The following is a 17,812-nucleotide window of genomic DNA, read 5'->3' as shown; positions in this document are numbered from 1 at the left end:
GGGCGTGCGAAGGGGGCGATTCTAGCCCGCCGCGGCCCCCACAAGCGGCTCTAAACCTTGCCGGCTGACCGTGCATCGGAGTGAGTATGCTGACCTCCGCCGTGACCGCATGGACACCACAAGCCACCGCAGCACCTCCGTCCGCCGAGCCCGGCGAGGACGCCGATGGCGCGTTGGTGCGTGCGGCGGGGCGTGGCGACGCGAGCGCTTTCGAGGCGATCTACCGGCGCCATAACGCACGGGTCCACGGCGTGATCATGCGCTTGGTCGGCGGCCACGCCGGCCGCGCCGAAGACCTCACGCAGGAAGCCTTCGTGCGGTGCTGGCAAGCCCTGCCGGGCTATCGCTTCGAAAGCGCGTTCACGACCTGGCTGCATCGCCTGGCCGTGAACACCGCCCTGATGGAATTGCGCGCGCGCCGCAGCCGGCCGCAGGCCAGCGACGACGAGGACGCGCTCGACCAGCTCGGCACGCCCGATTCGGCCGGCCACGGCACGGCGCTGACGATGGACCTGGAGCGCGCCGTGGCCACCCTGCCCCCGCGGGCGCGCGCGGTGTTGGTCTTGCACGACGTGGAAGGTTGGAAGCATGAAGAGATCGCCGCCGAACTCGGCATGGCGGTCGGCAGTTCGAAGGCCCAGTTGCATCGCGCGCGCGGATTGCTGCGCACGCGCCTCGGAGGTTCCCATGACGCATGACATCGACAAACAAGACGGCCCGCTCCCGGACGGCATGCTCCCTGACGCGCTGCGATGGGAACTGCGCGCCCTTCGCACGGACGTCGCGCCCGCCGCCGACCTGTGGCCCGCGATCGCCTCGCGCATCGCCGCGACGCCGCAGGTCGCGTCCGCGCCGGTCCGCAAGTCCTGGCGTCCGCTCATTCCACTGGCCACGGCCGCCTCGCTCGCGCTGGCGCTGGGCATCGCCTGGCAGATTCGCCCGGTGACGCCCGATGTCGCGGCGCCCGCGCCCGGCGTGCACGGCCGCATCATCGCCGTCGAAGCCGAAGCGATGACGCGCGAATACCAGGCGGCGCTCAAGGAAATCGACGCCTACACGCCGCCGCCGGCCAAGGGCGACGCGCAACTGAAGGTGCTCGACCGCAGCGCCGCGCAGATCCGCACCGCGCTGGCGCGCGACCCGGACGCGCGCTTCCTGCTCGGCCGACTGCAACGGACTTACACGCGGCGCCTGGAACTGACCCAGCGTTTGGCCCGCACTTCGCTCGCCAGCTGACCGCTCGCACCATTTTTTCGGAGACACCTCGATGACCCGCTCCCTGATCGCACTCACTCTCCTGGCCTGCGTGGCCGCACCCTCGGCGTGGGCCGCCACGCCGATCAACGAAACCCGTCCGCTCGACGCGCGCGGCCACATCGAGATCGAAAACCTCAAGGGCCGCATCCAGGTGCGCGTGTGGGACAAGAAGGAAGTCCACATCGGCGGCAGCCTCGGCAAGGGCGTCGAGAAGCTGGTGATCGATGGCGACGAAAACGACCTGGTCGTGCGCGTGGAATATCCGCGCGGCCGCAGCGGCTGGCGCAGCAACGACAACACCGAGCCGACCGACCTGATCCTCAACGTGCCGGTGCTGGCCGAGCTGGAGATCGATTCGGTCTCGGCGACCGTCGATGTGGTCGGTACCGCGGGCGCCTCGCTGCAGATCGACAGCGTGAGCGGCGATGTGGTGGTCGCCGGCGCGCCGCGCGAAGCGGACATCGAAAGCGTCAGCGGCGATCTCACGCTCACCTTGAACACGCGCGACGTCAAAGCCTCGTCGGTCAGCGGCGATCTCAACCTGCGCGGCAAGCTCGACGGCGAGATGTCGGTGGAAACCGTCTCGGGCAACATCGAAGCCGACTCCAACGGCAAGCTGCTGCGCCACATCTCGGTCTCGACGGTCTCCGGCGACGCCAAGGTCCGCGCCGGCCTGCAGAACGGCGGCGAGTTCAAGTCCGAATCGGTCAGCGGCGACCTGCACCTGATCCTGCCGAAGAACACCTCGGCGCAGGCCTCGGGCGAAACCTTCAGCGGCGATCTCACCGCGCCCGACGCGAAGATCGAACGGCCCAAGTACGGCCCGGGCGCGAGCTTCGAGCACCGCTACGGCTCGGGCAACGGCCTGATCCGCATCGAAACGTTCTCCGGCGACGCGGAACTTGTCTTCGAGTAAGCGGTCAGAACCATTACGCAGCCGGGTCTCCCCTCCCCGGTTTCGTCCCTCGGGGGCGCGGTGCAGGCCGCGCCCCTTTCTTTTTTCCTCCATCACCCGCCGACCGCGACACTGGCGGGAATGGCCGACAACCCCACGCTCCGCGAACGCGTCGGCGCCCTGCGCAACCTGCCGCCGTTCCTGCGCGAGATCTGGGCGACCTCCCGCCCGCTGACGCTCACCAGCCTCGGCCTGCGCCTGGTGCGCGCGCTGCTGCCGATCGCCACGCTTTACGTCGGCAAGCTGATCATCGACGAAGCGGTGCGCCTGGTCGGCCTGGGCCTGGCGTTCGACTCGCTCCCCGCCGCGTGGCACGGCGGTGCGATCGATCACCTGCTGACGCTGCTGCTGCTCGAATTCGCCCTGGCCATCGCCTCCGACCTGCTCGCCCGCCTGGTGAGCTACGCCGATTCGGTGCTCTCGGAGATGTTCACCAACGCCACCAGCGTGCGCCTGATGGAACACGCCGCGACGCTCGACCTGGAAGATTTCGAAGATCCCGAATTGCAGGATCGCCTGGACCGCGCGCGTCGCCAGACGATGGGACGCATGAACCTGCTGAGCCAGTTGTTCGGCCAGGTGCAGGACGCGGTGACGGTGGTGAGTTTCATCGCGGGCCTGGTGGTGTATGCGCCGTGGCTGATCGTGCTGCTGGGCGTGGCCTTGATTCCGGCCTTCGTCGGCGAGTCGCACTTCAACGCGCTCAATTACCAACTCAACTTCCAGTGGACGCCCGAACGCAGGCAGCTCGAATACCTGCGCCAGATGGGCGCGAGCGTCGAAACGGCGAAGGAAGTGAAGATCTTCAACCTGCACCGTTATTTCATCGCGCGGTATCGCGCGTTGTCGGCGCAGTTTTTGATCGCCAACCGCAGCCTCGCACGGCGCCGCGCGCTCTGGGGCACGCTGCTTGCGGCCTTCGGCACGCTGGGTTACTACCTCGCCTACGGCTACATCGCCTGGCGCACGGTGAAGGGCGATTTCAGCATCGGCGACCTGACCTTCCTCGCCGGCAGTTTCCGCAGGTTGCGGCAATTGCTCGAAGGTTTGCTAGTCGGCTTCTCGCAGGTCGCGGGGCAAGCCTTGTATCTCGACGATCTGTATTCGTTCTTCGAGATCCAACCGGAAATCCGTTCCCGCCCCGGCGCGATCGCGATCCCGCGCCCCATCGTGCGCGGCTTCGCCTTCGAAGGCGTCGGCTTCCGCTATCCCGATGCCGAGCGTTGGGCCCTGCGCGAGTTGCACTTCGAATTGCGCGCCGGCGAAGTGCTCGCGCTGGTCGGCGAAAACGGCGCGGGCAAGACCACGCTCGTCAAACTGCTCGCGCGTCTGTACGACCCGGACGAAGGCCGCATCCTGCTCGACGGCCGCGACCTGCGCGACTACGACCTCGAAGACCTGCGCGCGAACATCGGCGTGATCTTCCAGGATTTCGTGCGCTATCACCTGACCGCGGCGGAAAACATCGGCGTCGGCCAGATCGACGCGATGGACGACCGCGCGCGCATCGAAGCCGCGGCGCGGCGCGCCTACGCCGACGAAGTCGTCGCGGGATTGCCGAACGGCTACGACCAGGTGATCGGCCGACGTTTCCGCACCGGCGTGGACCTCTCCGGCGGACAATGGCAGAAGATCGCCATCGCGCGCGCCTACATGCGCGATGCGCAGGTCATGATCCTCGACGAACCCACCGCGGCGCTGGATGCGCGCAGCGAGTTCGAAGTCTTCCAACGCTTCAAGGAACTCTCGCACGGGCGGACCGCGGTGCTGATCTCGCATCGCTTCTCCAGCGTGCGCATGGCCGACCGCATCCTCGTGCTCGACGAAGGGCGCCTGGAGGCCAGCGGCACGCACGCAGAACTGCTCGCGCAGGGCGGGCGCTACGCGGAACTGTTCGAACTGCAGGCGGCGGGGTACCGTTGAAGGCCGGGACCCGGGACCGGGACCCGGAACGGGATGGCGAGGAGGTCGGCATGATTCGGATGACGCTTGGATTCGTGGCATTGGTTTGCGCCACCGCGTGCGGTGCGCAGCAGTCGTCGTCGAGCGGCGGAACCGCGAGCGCTCCGGCCACGACCGCCGCCAACGGCATGCGCGTGGAAACGATCGCGCATGGCCTTGAACATCCTTGGTCGGTCGCGCTGTTGCCCGACGGCAACTTCCTGGTCACCGAACGTCCGGGCCGCCTGCGCCGCGTGGCGCCCGACGGCACGCTGGGCGAGCCGATCGCCAACGTGCCGGCGGTGTACGCGCAAGGCCAGGGCGGATTGCTGGATGTCGCACTCGCGCCGGATTTCGCGACGTCCAAGACCCTCTATCTCAGCTTCGCCGAACCGGGCGAGAACGACACGGCCGGGACTGCGGTCGCGATCGCGACCCTGGTCGACACCGCGCTCCACGACGTGCGCGTGATCTATCGGCAGCAACCCAAACTCACCGGCACGAACCATTTCGGTTCGCGCATCGCCTTCGATGGGCACGGCCATGTCTTCATCACCCAGGGCGAACGCCAGGACCGCATGAAGGCGCAGCAACTGGACATGCTGCAGGGCAAGCTCGTGCGCCTGAACCTCGACGGCAGCGTGCCGCGCGACAACCCCTTCGTCGGCCGCAAGGACGCGCGCCCGGAAATCTGGAGCTATGGCCATCGCAACATGCAGGGCCTGGCGATCGATCCACGCACCGGCACATTGTGGGAAAGCGAGCACGGCCCGCGCGGCGGCGACGAAATCAACCTGCCGCAGGCCGGCAAGAATTACGGTTGGCCGATCATCACCTACGGCATCGATTACCCGGGCTACAAGATCGCCGAATCCATCGGCACCTCGGCGCCCAACATGGAACAACCGCACCACTACTGGGCGAAATCGCCGGGCCTGAGCGGCATGGCGTTCTACACCGGGCGACCGGGCAGCGCATGGAACGACAGCCTGTTCCTCGGTTCGCTTGCCGAATCCAACCTGATCCGCCTGTCGCTGAAGGGCAACAAGATCGTCGGCGAAGAACGCCTGTTGCAGGACCTGGGTGCGCGCATCCGCGATGTGCGCGTCGGCAACGATGGCAAGGTGTATGTGCTGACCGACGAACAGGACGGCAAGTTGTTGCGTCTTACGCCGCCGACGCACCCATGATCGAAGGCGGCTGCCACTGCGGCAACATCCGTCTGTCGCTGGACTGGCCGGCCGATGCACCGCGCATTCCTGCGCGCGCCTGCAGCTGCACGTTTTGCCGCAAGCATGGCGCGACGTGGACTTCGCATCCGCAAGCGGCGCTGACATTGCGTATTGCCGATGCAGGTCGCGTCGAACGCTACGCCTTCGGCACGCGCACGGCGGATTTCCATGTGTGCACCGGATGCGGCGTGGTGGTCGCATCGACGTGCCGCATCGACGGCCGCGATTACGCGGTGGTGAACATCAACACCTTCGAAGGCGTGGATCCCGCACGCTTCGACCGCAGCGACAGCGACGTCGAAGGCGAAACCGTCGAAGCCAGGCTCGCGCGCCGGCGATCGCGCTGGATCGCCGACGTGCGGATTCAAGCCGCCAGCTAGGCCTCGACGCCCTCTTCGGCGTCGACGGTCTTCGCCGCAGGCGCGTCGTCGGCCACCTTGCGCAGCGCAAGGCGATACGCATTGGCGATCGTCGCCGGCTTCTTGCCCACTTCGGTGCAGCTCGATCCGGGGCACACGCCCTGCATCATGCCGGCGTCGAAATCCAGGCGCTCGACGAGGAAGTCGACGAACGCGCGCACCTTGGGCGACTGCACGCGACCGCGCGGGAACACCGCGTTCATTTCGTACTCCGGCCCGTTCCACGCCGGCAGCACGCGCCGCACGTAACCGGCTTCGACGTAGGGCCGCATCATGATGTCGGTGCCGAGCATCAAGCCTTCGCCGGTGATCAGGGCGCCGCGCAAGCCGGCCGGATCATTGGCGACGAAGACCGGATCGATGCGGAACTCGGTGCTCTTGGTGCCGTCGTGGAGCGGCCAGCTGAAGCCCGCGCCGTTCTTGCGCTGCTTGTTCATCGCCAGCGTGCGGTGGTGCTGCAGGTCGTCGGGATGCAGCGGTTCGCCGTGGCGTTCCAGGTAACGCTGGCTCGCGTACACCTGCGTGCGCAGCGTCGCCAGGCGGCGCGCGACGAGGTTGGAATCGGGCAGGTTGCCCACGCGCAGCGCAACGTCGAGTTCCTTGTCGATGATGTCCAGCGGCTCGTTGTTGAGCACCAGTTCCACGCGGACTTCGGGATTGCGCTGGTGGAATTCGCCCAGCAGCGGCGCGATCCACTCGATGCCCATCGAATACGGAGTGGTAATGCGCAACCAACCGCGAGGACCGCCCTGCAACTGGCCCACCGCGCTTTCGGCTTCGTCCAGTTCGCGCGCGATGCGCTGGCAGTGTTCGTAATACACGTTGCCCGCTTCGGTCAGCCCGAGCTTGCGCGTGGTGCGATGGAGCAACTGCGCGCCCAACCGCGTTTCCAGGTCCTGCACCTTGCGGCTGACCGTGGTCTTGGGAAGCCGCAACGCGCGCGCCGCGGAAATGAAACTGCCGTGTTCGACCACCTTGACGAAGATCAGGGTGTCGTTGAGATCGCGGGCCATGCGTGGCTCCTGTGGGCCGGGGTCGCTAAGGGGGGAGGAACATTGGACCGGGGCCGGGACAATTATTCCCCGTTTTGCCAGCTAATCAAGTGCCGATCCGGGGCGTACCTTTCACGCCATTCCCGCCGAACCCCCTACGGCCATGTCGACCCAGCAACGCACCCGCCTCGCTCTCCTGCCGCTTCTGCCGATCGGACTGATCGTGCTGGTGGCCTTGGGATTCCTTGCGATCGGTGAAGCGACGGCACATGGCGCCGGTCCGGCCTGGCTGATGGTCGTGGTGGTCGCCTTCCTCGTCGGCATGCCGCTGCTCGTCCTTGGCCTCGCCGTGGCCGGCGCGATGCAGCGCCACGACCTGATCCGCGCTTTCGTCCCACATTCGGGAGAAACTATCCCGGGAGCGGGGCAATGAAGTCCACCTCCCGTAACAATCAGGGCGGCCCCTCCGCCGCCCTCCTGGTCCTCGGCGCGACCGGCGCCATCGGGCGCGGCGTGGTCCGCGCTGCGCTCGACGCCGGTCGGCCCGTCATCGCCGTCTCCCCCGACACCGACGGGTTGCGCGCATTGCAGGGATCGCATGCGCACGCCGATCTTTCCATCGTTCCCGCCATGCTCGGCAGCGAACGCGATGCCGCGGCGCTGGAACGCACGCTGCGCAAACTCGACCGTCCGCTGCACGGCGTGGTCGTGGCCCTGTGCAGCGATCGCGAACGCGGCCGCTTGCTGGATGCCTCGGCCGGTGAACTGCGCGAATCGATCGACCAGAACGTCGTCGCGCATCTCGCGCTCGCCCGCCATCTGTTGCCGCTGCTCGCACAAGGCGGCCGCGCCGGTGGTTGGGTGATCGTCGACGGCCCCGGCGGCGAAAACCCCTGGGCCGGTTACGGCCATCGTTCGGTCGGCGCCGCCGCGTTGCGCATGCTCGCGCGCGTGCTGCACGAAGAAGCCCGTCCGCGCGGCGTGCGCGTGCAACTGCTGTCGCTGGATTGGCCGGTGAAGACCGAAGCCAATGCCAGGCACGCCTGCGACCAGTGGCCCGATGCCGTCGGCGTCGGCCACCGCGCGCTCGCCTTGCTCGATCGCAACGACGGCACCGCCATCGACCCGATCGTCCATTGCAAGGGCCCGTGCCAGGCGCAGGCGAAGTCGCAAACACAAGGATCGGATGGCGACGAGGCTGCGCTCGCCGCACGCTGCCATGCAGATGCGCGCCGCCTGCTCGGCGCGCTCTCTCCCTCGAACAAGAACAACAACGATCTGCCCTCTCCCCTCCCCTCCAAGGAAGACGCTCATGACCCGCCAACCCGCCGATAACCGATTGCCTGTCGTCAACCGCGTGGTGCTCGGAACGCTGGCGCTCGCCGCGCTGTTGCCGATCGCGCTGTCCGCTTGCACGAGCGAAGCCGCGCCCGCGGCCCCGCCGCCGCCGGAAGTCAGCGTCGCCACCGTGCTGAGCAAGGACGTCGCGGAGTGGGACGAATTCACCGGCCGCGTGCAGGCGGTGGAAACGGTCGACCTGCGTCCGCGCGTGAGCGGCTACGTGCAGGACGTGGCGTATCACGAAGGGCAGGACGTCAGGAAAGGCGACCTGTTGTTCGTGATCGACCCGCGCCCCTACCAGGCCGCGCTCGACCAGGCGCTGGCCAACCTCGAGAAGGCGCGCGCCGAACAATCGCTCGCGCAGATGCAGGACAAGCGCGCGCAGACCCTGATCGACGCCAAGGCGATCTCGCGCGAAGAGTTCGAGATCCGCAAGGCCGCCTCCTCGCAGGGCAATGCCGGCGTCCGCGCCGCCGAAGCCGCGGTGGCCGCCGCGCGCCTGGACCTGCAGTTCACGCAGGTACGTTCGCCGATCGACGGCCGCGCCGGCCGCGCGCTGGTGACCGTCGGCAACCTGGCGCAGACCGATTCGACGCTGCTGACCACGCTGGTCTCGCAGGACCCGATGTACATCTACTTCGAAAGCGACGAACAGGCGTTCCTGCGTTACGCGGCGCTCGCGCGCAAGGGCGAACGCGACGGCGTGCGCAACCCGGTCCGCATCGGCCTGGCCGATGAAGACGGATATCCGCACGACGGCACGGTGGATTTCATCGATAACCAGGTCGATGCCAAGACCGGCACGATCCGTGCGCGCGCCGTGGTCGCCAATCCCGATCGCGTGTTCACGCCCGGCCTGTTCGCGCGCGTGCAGTTGAAGGGCACGGGCAAGTTCAAGGCGATGCTCGTCGACGACAAGGCCGTGCTCACCGACCAGGACCGCAAGTACGTCTACGTGCTCGGCCCGCACAACACCGCCGCGCGCAAGGACATCGTGCCCGGCCCGATGATCGATGGCCTGCGCGTGGTGCGCTCGGGCCTGGCGCCGACCGACCAGGTCATCGTCCACGGCGTGCAGAAGGTCTTCATGCCGGGCATGCCGGTTTCGCCGAAGGCGATTGCGATGGGTGCGCAGCCGGCTGGCGAGAAGGTTGCGATGAAGTAGCGAGGGAATCGGGAATGGGGAATGGGGAATTGTTGTTCCCCCGCTCCTCCAGCTCCCCGACACCAGATGCCTGATGTGTGGCCGCTCCGCCGGCCGCCACGGACAACTATTCCCTATTCCCTGTTCCCCATTCCCTGCTCCCCCCGAGGTTGCCATGGACTTCTCCAAATTCTTCATCGACCGGCCGATCTTCGCCGCGGTGCTGTCGATCGTGATCTTCGCAGCGGGCCTGATCGCCATCCCGCTGCTGCCCATCAGCGAATATCCCGAAGTGGTGCCGCCGTCGGTGATCGTGCGCACCGTGTATCCGGGCGCGAACCCGAAGGTGATCTCCGAAACCGTGGCCACGCCGCTGGAGGAAGCGATCAACGGCGTGGAGGACATGATGTATTTCAAGTCCGTCGCCGGTTCCGACGGCGTGCTGCAGATGACCATCACCTTCAAACCCGGCACCGATGCCGACGATGCGGCGGTGAAGGTGCAGAACCGCGTGGCGCAAGCACTCGCGCGCCTGCCCGAGGATGTGCGGCGCCAGGGCGTGACGACGCAGAAGCAGTCGCCGACCTTCCTGATGGTCGTGCACCTGGTTTCCACCGACGGCAAGTACGACACGCTGTACCTGCGCAATTACATGCGCCTGCACGTCAAGGATGAACTGTCGAAGATCCCGGGCGTGGGCGAAGCGCACCAGTTCGGCGGCGGCGATTACGCGATGCGCCTGTGGCTGGACCCGGACAAGATCGCCGCGCGCGGCATGACCGCCGGCGACGTGCTGCGCGCCGTGCGCGAGCAGAACATCCAGGTTTCCGCGGGCCAGCTCGGCGCCGAGCCGATGGCCAACGGCAGCGATTTCCTCACGCCGATCAATGCGCAGGGTCGCCTGCGCTCGGTCGAAGAGTTCAAGGATGTGGTGCTGAAGTCGGGCGACGACGGTGAAGTCGTGCGCCTGGGCGATGTCGCGCGCGTCGAACTCGCCGCCGGCGATTACACGCTGCGCTCGCGCCTGGACGGCCAGAACGCGGCCGCCATCGGCGTGTTCCAGGCGCCGGGCGCCAATGCGCTGGCGATCCGCGACCAGGTGGTCGCGAAGATGGACCAGTTGCAGTCGCGCTTCCCGCCGGGCGTGGAATACCGCACGGTCTACGACACGACGATCTTCGTGCGCGATTCGATCAAGGCCGTCGTCAGCACGCTGCTGGAAGCCACCCTGCTCGTGGTGTTGGTGGTGATCCTGTTCCTGCAGACCTGGCGCGCATCGATCATCCCCCTGATCGCGGTGCCGGTGTCGGTGGTGGGTACCTTCGCTGCACTGCACCTGCTCGGGTTCTCGATCAACACGCTGACATTGTTCGGGCTCGTGCTCGCCATCGGCATCGTGGTCGACGATGCGATCGTGGTCGTGGAAAACGTCGAACGCCACATCGAGGAAGGCGCAACGCCCCTGCAGGCCGCGCACCTGGCGATGAAGGAAGTCTCCGGCCCGATCATCGCGATCGCGCTGGTGCTGTGCGCGGTGTTCGTGCCGATGGCGTTCCTCTCGGGCGTGACCGGCCAGTTCTACAAGCAGTTCGCCGTCACCATCGCGATCTCCACCGTGATCTCGGCGATCAACTCGCTGACGCTCTCGCCGGCGCTGGCCGCCAAGCTGCTGCGCCCGCACGGCGCGAAGCAGGACCTGCTCTCGCGTTTCATCGAGCGTGGCTTCGGCTGGATCTTCCGTCCGTTCAACCGCTTCTTCAACAAGAACTCCTCGCGCTACCAGACCGGCGTGGGCCGCATGCTCGGCCATCGTGGCCGCGTGTTCGGCGTCTATGCGGTGCTGCTCATCGCCGCGGGCTTCGTGTTCCAGTGGGTGCCGGCGGGTTTCATTCCGACGCAGGACAAGCTGTACCTGATCGCCGGCGTGAAGTTGCCCGAAGGCGCGTCGATCGAACGCACGGACGCGGCGTTGAAGAAAGTCGCCGAAGCTGCGCGCAGCATCGACGGCGTCGCGCATGAAGTCGCCTTCCCCGGCCTGAACCCGTTGCAGTTCACCAACACCCCGAACAGCGGCGTGGTGTTCTTCCCGCTCAAGCCCTTCAACGAGCGCCACAAGTCGGCCAAGGAAATCAACGACGAGCTCAACGCGAAGATCTCGCACATCCAGGAAGGCTTCGCCTTCGCGCTGATGCCGCCGCCGATCCTCGGCTTGGGCAACGGCCAGGGCTATTCGTTGTTCGTCGAAGACCGCGCCAACCTCGGCTACGGTGCGCTGCAGAGCGCGGTGCAGGCCTTGCAGGGCACCGCCGCGCAGACGCCGGGCATGGGCTATCCGATCACCAGCTACCAGGCCAACGTGCCGCAGCTGGATGCGGAAGTCGATCGCGTGAAGGCCAAGGCGCAGGGCGTGCCGCTGACGGAGCTGTTCGACACGCTGCAAACCTACCTGGGTTCGGCCTACGTCAACGACTTCAACATGTTCGGCCGCACCTGGCAGGTCGTCGCGCAAGCCGACGGTCCCTTCCGCGACAACGTGGAAGACATCGCGAAGCTGCGCACGCGCAACGTCGACGGCCAGATGGTGCCGATCGGTTCGATGGTCACCATCAAGCAGTCCTACGGCCCCGACCCGGTGCTGCGCTTCAACGGTTATCCGGCGGCCGACCTGCTCGGCGGCTACGACCCGAAGCAGATGTCCTCGGGCGAGGCGATGGAGAAGGTCACGGAAATCGCCGGCCAGGTGTTGCCGAACGGCATGGGCTTCGACTGGAGCGATCTAAGCTACCAGCAGGCCACGCAGGGCAAGGCCGCGCTGGTGGTGTTCCCGCTGGCCGTGTTGCTCGCCTTCCTCGTGCTCGCGGCGCTGTATGAAAGCTGGACGCTGCCGCTGGCCGTGATCCTGATCGTGCCGATGACGCTGCTCTCCGCGCTGGTCGGCGTGAAGCTCACCGGCGGCGACAACAACGTGTTCGTGCAGGTCGGCCTGGTCGTGCTGATGGGCCTGGCGTGCAAGAACGCGATCCTGATCGTCGAGTTCGCTCGCGAGCTGGAACTCCAAGGCAAGGGCATCGTGGAAGCGGCGCTGGAAGCCTGCCGTTTGCGCCTGCGCCCGATCGTCATGACCTCGATCGCGTTCATCGCCGGCACGGTGCCGCTGGTGCTTTCGCACGGCGCGGGCGCGGAAGTGCGCTCGGTCACCGGCATCACGGTGTTCTCCGGGATGCTCGGCGTCACGCTGTTCGGCCTGTTCCTCACGCCGGTCTTCTACGTCGCGCTGCGCAAGCTCGTGACCCGCAAGGCCGATCCCGCCGCCGCGCTCGCGACGACGCAAGCCTGATTCATCGGAGACATACACATGACCGCCATTGCCCCCACTCTCCGCAACACCGACAAGGTCGCGCTGGTCACCGGCGCCACGCGCGGCATCGGCCTGGAAACCGTCCGCCAACTCGCCAACGCCGGCATCCACGTGCTGCTCGGCGGCCGCGATCGCGAAAAGGCCGTCGCGGCGGCGCTGAAACTGCAAGCCGAGGGCCTGCAGGTCGAAGCGATCGCGATCGACGTCGCCAACGACGACAGCATCGCGCAGGCCGCGCAGGAAGTGACGCGGCGCCACGGACGCCTCGACATCCTGGTGAACAACGCCGGCGTGCTGGTCGACGATTGGCAGCGCAAGCCTTCGGAACAGTCGCTGGCCACGTGGCGCGAGACCTTCGATACGAACGTGTTCGGCGTGGTCGCCACGACGCAGGCCTTCCTGCCGCTGTTGAAGCAGGCGCCGGCCGCGCGCATCGTCAATGTCTCCAGCCTCCTGGGCTCGGTCGGTGCGAACAACGACCCGGCCTCGCCGATCTACGACATCAAGATTCCCGCCTACAACGTCTCCAAGAGCGCGGTGAACGCGTGGACCGTGCAACTGGCGCACGAGTTGAAGGACACGGGGATCAAGGTCAACGCGGTGCATCCGGGTTCGGTGAAGACCGACATGAATTCGGCGGGCGATCTCGACGTCGCCGACGGAGCGCGCACCAGCGTGCGCATGGCCCTGCTCGGCGCCGATGGCCCGACCGGCGGGTTCGTGCATTTCGAGGAGACGCTCCCATGGTGAGTGCGCGCCTTGCGATGACCGTGCTGGCCACGGCGTTGTTGGCGGCCTGCGCGGTCGGCCCGGATTACGTCCGGCCGACCGCCGTCGAACCGGCGAGCTTCGCGCGCGCCGATTCGACCGCCGTCGCCGCGCCCGCCGACGATGCGTTCTGGGAACGCTTCGGCGATGCGCAACTCACCGCGCTCGTCGAGGAAGCCCTCTCCGCCAACCACGACCTGCGCATCGCCCTCTCGCGCTACGACCAGGCCAATGCGCTGCTGCGTAACGCGAAGTTCGACCAGATCCCGACCATCACCGCGCAGGGCAACGCCAGCCGTTCCCGTCTGAGCGCGGACCAGGCGCCGGGTGTGTCGCGCGAAGGCCGCGACGACGTGGATTCCTACGATGTCGGCGTCGTCGCCGGTTGGGAACTCGACCTGTGGGGCCGCGTGCGCCGCAATGTCGAAGCCAATCGTGCGGGCGTGGAAGCCGGCGCGAACGACCTGGCGGCGATGCAGGTCGCGATCGTCGGCGACGTGGCCCGCAGTTATTTCGAACTGCGTGGCCTGCAGGAACGCCTGCGCGTCGCTCGTGAGAACGCGGAAAACCAGCAAGGCACGCTGCGGATCGTGCAGGCACGCATGGATGCCGGCCGCGGCACCGAGTTCGACACCTCGCGTGCGCGATCGCAGTTGGAAAGCACGCTCGCGATCGTTCCGCAGCTCGAGGCGCAGGTTGCATTCGCAGAACATCGCATCGCGGTGCTCACCGGCCGCGTACCGGAGGCGCTGATCGCGCAACTCGACCAGCCCGCGCCCCTGCCCGCTTTGCCGGAGCAGATCGACGCCGGGACGCCGGGCGAAATCGTGCGTCGCCGTCCCGATGTCGCTGCCGCGGAAGAACGCCTGCATGCCTCGACCGCACGCGTCGGCGTGGCGACCGCGGACCTGTTTCCGCGCTTCACCCTCGGCGGTTTGATCGGCAGCCAGTCGATCGACGCGGGCAATCTGTTCCAGCGCGACAGCGAAACGCGCGTGGTGGCGCTCGGCATCGATTGGTCGTTCCTGGATGTCGGGCGTGTGCGGGCGCACATCGCTGCGGCGGATGCGAATGCCGAAGGCGAGCTCGCGCGTTATCGACAGACGGTGTTGCTGGCGTTGGAGGACACCGAGAACGCGTTGATTCGCCAGAATCGGGCGCGTGTCGAAGATGGACATCGTGAGCAGGCGGCGTTGGACAGCGCGAATGCCGCGCGTCTTGCTCGCGTGCGATATGAGGCCGGTGCGGTCGATTTGTTCGAGGTCTTGGACGCCGAGCGCGTGCAGTTGCAGGCGCAGGATGCGTTTGCGGATGCGCGGACGCGCAGTGCGGTGAGTGTGGTCGCGTTGTATCGCGCGCTGGCCGGTGGTTGGCCCGGGCGGATGCCGATGCGGGAGAAGATTGCGCGGGAGTAAGCGCTTTCCGCGGTGGGGTGCTCGCGAAGAGCGCCCCTCCATCCTTAGCGTCGATCTACTTGTTTAGGCGTCAACATAAGTGCTACGAAAGCCCCCCCCCTGAAGAGCACTTCCGCAGATCAACTCCTACTCGCATATTCCGGCTTCACGCCCATCGCTCAACGCTGCTCCGGAGCAAGCTGCGTCTGGATAGCTTGAACTTTCATTTGAACCCTTTCGGCAAATCGTGGCTCACTCCGATTCGAAACGTCTTCTCATTTCCGCGAACACGACCATCGCATCGTCTTCGTGATCGAAGATGTCCTCCGACAGATACGGGTTCTCCAGGAATTCGACGGGATCCATTGAGAGCGTCAGGCCTTGATATCTGATCACCCAGAACCTGGAGGGTCGGGAGTCCGTGATTTCGAACAGGCAGGACGGCACGGGGATGAGCCGGTCGTTGCGTAATCACCCCCGTCAAGCGGACAAATCGAAAGTAGAGCTCTCTTCGCGGTGATGGCGGTATTCGACGGGCGTCATGCCGCCGAGGGAACTGTGGGGTAGGTGCTCGTTGTAATCGATGAGAAAGTGCCAGGTGGCTTCGCGTACGTCCTCAAGTCGGGCGAACAGGAACTGATCCAGCACGTCCTCCCGGTAGGTGCGGTTGAAACGTTCGATATAGGCGTTCTGGTTCGGCTTACCGGGTTGGATGTACTGGATGGCCATGCGGTTGGCCTTGGCCCATTGCACGAAAACCTCGCCCAGGAATTCGGGGCCGTTGTCGGTGCGCAGCACCTGCGGCAAGGGCCGTTCCTGGCGGATTTGTTCGAAGATGCGCACCAGCCGATGCGAGGTGATCGAGGTGTCGACCTCGATATGGATCGCTTCGCGGTTGAAGTCGTCGACAAGGTTGAAGGTGCGGAAGCTGCGGCCGCAAGCCAGCGCATCGAGCATGAAATCGGCGGACCAGACCGAATCGGGACGCTCGGGCACATACAACGGCACGCGCTCACGCTTGGGCAAGCGCCGTCTGGCTGCGCGGCGCAAATTGAGTTTCATGGCGCAGTACACCCGATAGATCCGCTTGTGGTTCCACTGTGGATGGGATTTGTTGAGGATCTGGCAGCACTTCCCGTAGCCGCGCGCCGGCTTGGCTTCGACCAGGCGTGCCAGTGCGGCGATCAGCGCAGCATCGCGCACTGTCCAATCCGCGGGCGGGGCGTACCAGGCCGAACGCGACAGGCCGACGCAGTCGCAGGCGCGGCGAAGCGGACGTCCCTGGGTTTCAAGCAGGAAACGAACCGCTTCGCGCTTCCGCGCCGGCCCTACAATTTTTTCAATCAGCTCCTTCATCGCCGCGTTGTCGAGCGCCAGCTCGGCGTACATGCGCTTGAGCTTGGCGTTCTCCGCTTCCAAATCCTTAACCCGCCTCAGGTCCGATGCCTCCATGCCGCCGTACTTCGACTTCCATTGGTAGTACGTCGCCGGGCTGATCCCGGCCTGGCGGCACAGATCCTTCACCGGCACCCCGGCGTCGCTCTGCTTGAGGATCGAAACAATCTGGGTCTCACTGAACTTCGACTTCTTCATGGAACCTCCTGGCCGAAAAGATGCCAGAAAGCTCTACTTCTCAGGTGTGCATGGTTAGGGGGAGATTACGACAAGGCCCGCAATGCGGGCCTTGTGCGGATGAACGATCAGGACGTGGTCTTAGACCTGTTCATTAGTCTTCCGAAGGAATATCCAGAAGGCATCAGATGCCGGAAGGCTAGCCTGCCTTGAATTTACGACCTTGTGCGAGATCTCAAAATTACTCGGGAAGTCAGCGATAACTTCCGTTTCAATGCAAGAAATGTCTTCCACCTTAAAAGCAGGAAGCTCGGAGTCCACAAAAAAGGTCAACTCAAATTTTCTTTCATCCTCAACTTCGCAGGAGACCGCAACAAGCTCTGGAAATACCTCTCCGAGTAGCGCCCGATTCACGCTTAGGACTATATCGGATCGCAAATTTTCGTTCATGGATCAGGCCTCGATGGGACGATGTGAATACTATCCTTCCCATAATGGATTATTCCGTTCGTCGTCGGTGCCGCATTGCCAGCCTGGTCAACATAGTTGCCGATCTGCTGGCCGAAATTCACGCGCTCCTTAGACCCAGGAAGTCCGACATCAATCTTTCCTACCTGCTGCCCGGTTCCCGCATGCCTTCCAAGTTCAGCCGGATTTCCAGTAAGAACACTTCTTCCTGGAATTAATTGTTATGTCCAGTCTGATGCTTTCCTTGCTGACCCAAATTGATTTTCGGAGAAGGGCCATGCATGGGGCCGGCACCTGATTTCCCATGCGTGAGCGCACCGACCACTACAACAGTCGCAAGAGTCGCAACGGCTTGCTTAGAAATTGTTCCTGTATCAACAACATTTCCAACAGCCTGGCCAATCGCAGCACCTTCTTCAGCACCACTTCCTGCTGTTCCTGCCGCCGCTTCACCAGCAGCCCATACGCGCATCTTCTCTGCGCATCATGAATCCAACCGCAGCGCCGTAAGACATTTCGCATGAGCGGCATTCCTGCCTGCCATCCGGATCTTTGAAGCTGTATGGATTATTCGCGGCGTATTTGTAGCGATTGAAGTTCCCGCCCGTGTTGCCATCAGCCGTAACCGGGTCGACCGACAAGAACCGTCCGATGGCGGGATCGTAATAGCGCTGCTGCATATGCGTCAGCCCGGTCGCCGCATCCTCTACATGCCCGGTGAATCCGGGCCCGTCATGAATCGGCCGATTCAGCACCTTGCCGTAAGGCTCATACTCGGTAGCCTCCAGCAGGGCGCGATTCGCATCCGTGACCTTGACTGGGCTTCCCAGCGCATCGGTGTGCTGGTACTTGACGACATGGTTGCTCGCCCCAATCGGCGTCTCGCGAATCGCCACAAGTCTGCTGCCCAGATAGAAATAGGCGTGAAGCTTGTTTTTACGTGAATCGTGCTGGTAACGCAGCACGCCGCC

The 17,812-nt window shown here is 65.4% G+C and carries 18 protein-coding genes; 12 read left to right on the top strand and 6 right to left on the bottom strand.

Features of this window, described 5'->3' with window-relative positions; genetic code table 11:
* Positions 1–86 precede the first annotated feature (86 nt).
* From AB4059_RS00090 to AB4059_RS00065, 6 genes are all read left to right on the top strand, one after another.
* A complete protein-coding gene (locus tag AB4059_RS00090; protein ID WP_498975431.1) occupies positions 87–698 on the top strand; it encodes an RNA polymerase sigma factor in 612 nt (203 codons plus the stop codon).
* A complete protein-coding gene (locus AB4059_RS00085; RefSeq protein ID WP_498975429.1) occupies positions 688–1,236 on the top strand; it encodes a hypothetical protein in 549 nt (182 codons plus the stop codon). The genes AB4059_RS00090 and AB4059_RS00085 overlap by 11 nt, the downstream gene beginning before the upstream one ends.
* A 31-nt stretch (positions 1,237–1,267) precedes the next feature.
* On the top strand, positions 1,268–2,173 hold the full coding sequence (locus tag AB4059_RS00080; RefSeq protein WP_498975427.1) for a DUF4097 family beta strand repeat-containing protein: 906 nt from the start codon (positions 1,268–1,270) through the stop codon (positions 2,171–2,173).
* A gap of 120 nt (positions 2,174–2,293) precedes the next feature.
* A complete protein-coding gene (locus AB4059_RS00075) occupies positions 2,294–4,135 on the top strand; it encodes an ABC transporter ATP-binding protein (protein ID WP_498975425.1) in 1,842 nt (613 codons plus the stop codon).
* Positions 4,136–4,194: 59 nt separating this feature from the next.
* Entirely contained in the window at positions 4,195–5,343 is a 1,149-nt protein-coding gene (locus AB4059_RS00070) for a PQQ-dependent sugar dehydrogenase (protein ID WP_498975423.1), read from the top strand.
* Complete coding sequence (locus tag AB4059_RS00065) at positions 5,340–5,765, top strand: GFA family protein (protein ID WP_498975421.1); 426 nt, start codon at positions 5,340–5,342, stop codon at positions 5,763–5,765. The genes AB4059_RS00070 and AB4059_RS00065 overlap by 4 nt, the downstream gene beginning before the upstream one ends.
* Here the strand turns inward: AB4059_RS00065 and AB4059_RS00060 are convergent.
* Entirely contained in the window at positions 5,762–6,817 is a 1,056-nt protein-coding gene (locus AB4059_RS00060) for a LysR family transcriptional regulator (protein ID WP_498975419.1), read from the bottom strand. The two genes, AB4059_RS00065 and AB4059_RS00060, sit on opposite strands and share 4 nt — an antisense overlap.
* Before the next feature lie 142 nt (positions 6,818–6,959).
* Between AB4059_RS00060 and AB4059_RS00055 the strand changes: the two genes are divergently transcribed.
* The 6 genes from AB4059_RS00055 (at position 6,960) to AB4059_RS00030 (ending at position 14,822) form a co-directional block, all read left to right on the top strand.
* Positions 6,960–7,229 (top strand): hypothetical protein, encoded by a 270-nt coding sequence (locus AB4059_RS00055; RefSeq protein WP_498975417.1) that lies wholly within the window; start codon positions 6,960–6,962, stop codon positions 7,227–7,229.
* On the top strand, positions 7,226–8,131 hold the full coding sequence (locus tag AB4059_RS00050; protein WP_498975415.1) for an SDR family NAD(P)-dependent oxidoreductase: 906 nt from the start codon (positions 7,226–7,228) through the stop codon (positions 8,129–8,131). The genes AB4059_RS00055 and AB4059_RS00050 overlap by 4 nt, the downstream gene beginning before the upstream one ends.
* Positions 8,109–9,302 carry an efflux RND transporter periplasmic adaptor subunit gene (locus AB4059_RS00045; RefSeq protein WP_498975413.1) on the top strand — a complete coding sequence of 398 codons (1,194 nt, stop codon included), beginning with the start codon at positions 8,109–8,111 and terminating at the stop codon, positions 9,300–9,302. The genes AB4059_RS00050 and AB4059_RS00045 overlap by 23 nt, the downstream gene beginning before the upstream one ends.
* 154 nt (positions 9,303–9,456) lie before the next feature.
* Positions 9,457–12,618, top strand: a complete 3,162-nt coding sequence (locus AB4059_RS00040) for an efflux RND transporter permease subunit (protein ID WP_498975411.1) — start codon at positions 9,457–9,459, stop codon at positions 12,616–12,618.
* An 18-nt stretch (positions 12,619–12,636) separates the two neighbouring features.
* Complete coding sequence (locus tag AB4059_RS00035; RefSeq protein WP_498975409.1) at positions 12,637–13,389, top strand: SDR family oxidoreductase; 753 nt, start codon at positions 12,637–12,639, stop codon at positions 13,387–13,389.
* The gene (locus AB4059_RS00030) at positions 13,383–14,822 is read left to right on the top strand and encodes an efflux transporter outer membrane subunit (protein ID WP_498975407.1); all 1,440 of its coding nucleotides are present in this window, start codon (positions 13,383–13,385) and stop codon (positions 14,820–14,822) included. Before AB4059_RS00035 ends, AB4059_RS00030 begins: the two co-directional genes overlap by 7 nt.
* A 459-nt stretch (positions 14,823–15,281) precedes the next feature.
* Here the strand turns inward: AB4059_RS00030 and AB4059_RS00025 are convergent, their stop codons facing one another.
* The 5 genes from AB4059_RS00025 to AB4059_RS00005 all read right to left on the bottom strand — a co-directional run.
* Entirely contained in the window at positions 15,282–16,394 is a 1,113-nt protein-coding gene (locus AB4059_RS00025) for an IS3 family transposase (RefSeq protein ID WP_498975405.1), read from the bottom strand.
* A gap of 120 nt (positions 16,395–16,514) precedes the next feature.
* Positions 16,515–16,823, bottom strand: coding sequence for a MafI2 family immunity protein (locus tag AB4059_RS00020; protein ID WP_498975403.1), 309 nt, complete (start codon positions 16,821–16,823; stop codon positions 16,515–16,517).
* Positions 16,820–17,056, bottom strand: coding sequence for a polymorphic toxin type 50 domain-containing protein (locus tag AB4059_RS00015; RefSeq protein WP_498977783.1), 237 nt, complete (start codon positions 17,054–17,056; stop codon positions 16,820–16,822). Before AB4059_RS00015 ends, AB4059_RS00020 begins: the two co-directional genes overlap by 4 nt.
* Complete coding sequence (locus AB4059_RS00010; RefSeq protein WP_498975401.1) at positions 17,056–17,313, bottom strand: hypothetical protein; 258 nt, start codon at positions 17,311–17,313, stop codon at positions 17,056–17,058. The genes AB4059_RS00015 and AB4059_RS00010 overlap by 1 nt, the downstream gene beginning before the upstream one ends.
* A partial coding sequence (locus AB4059_RS00005) for an RHS repeat-associated core domain-containing protein (RefSeq protein WP_498975399.1) occupies positions 17,291–17,812 on the bottom strand: 522 nt, incomplete at its 5' end. The genes AB4059_RS00005 and AB4059_RS00010, both read right to left, overlap by 23 nt.

The sequence above is a fragment of the Lysobacter sp. 2RAF19 genome, assembly GCF_052115395.1.
Classification (GTDB): Bacteria; Pseudomonadota; Gammaproteobacteria; order Xanthomonadales; family Xanthomonadaceae; genus Noviluteimonas.
The sequence above is the reverse complement of the archived record's forward strand: the minus strand, read 5'-3'. Positions and strand labels throughout refer to the sequence as shown.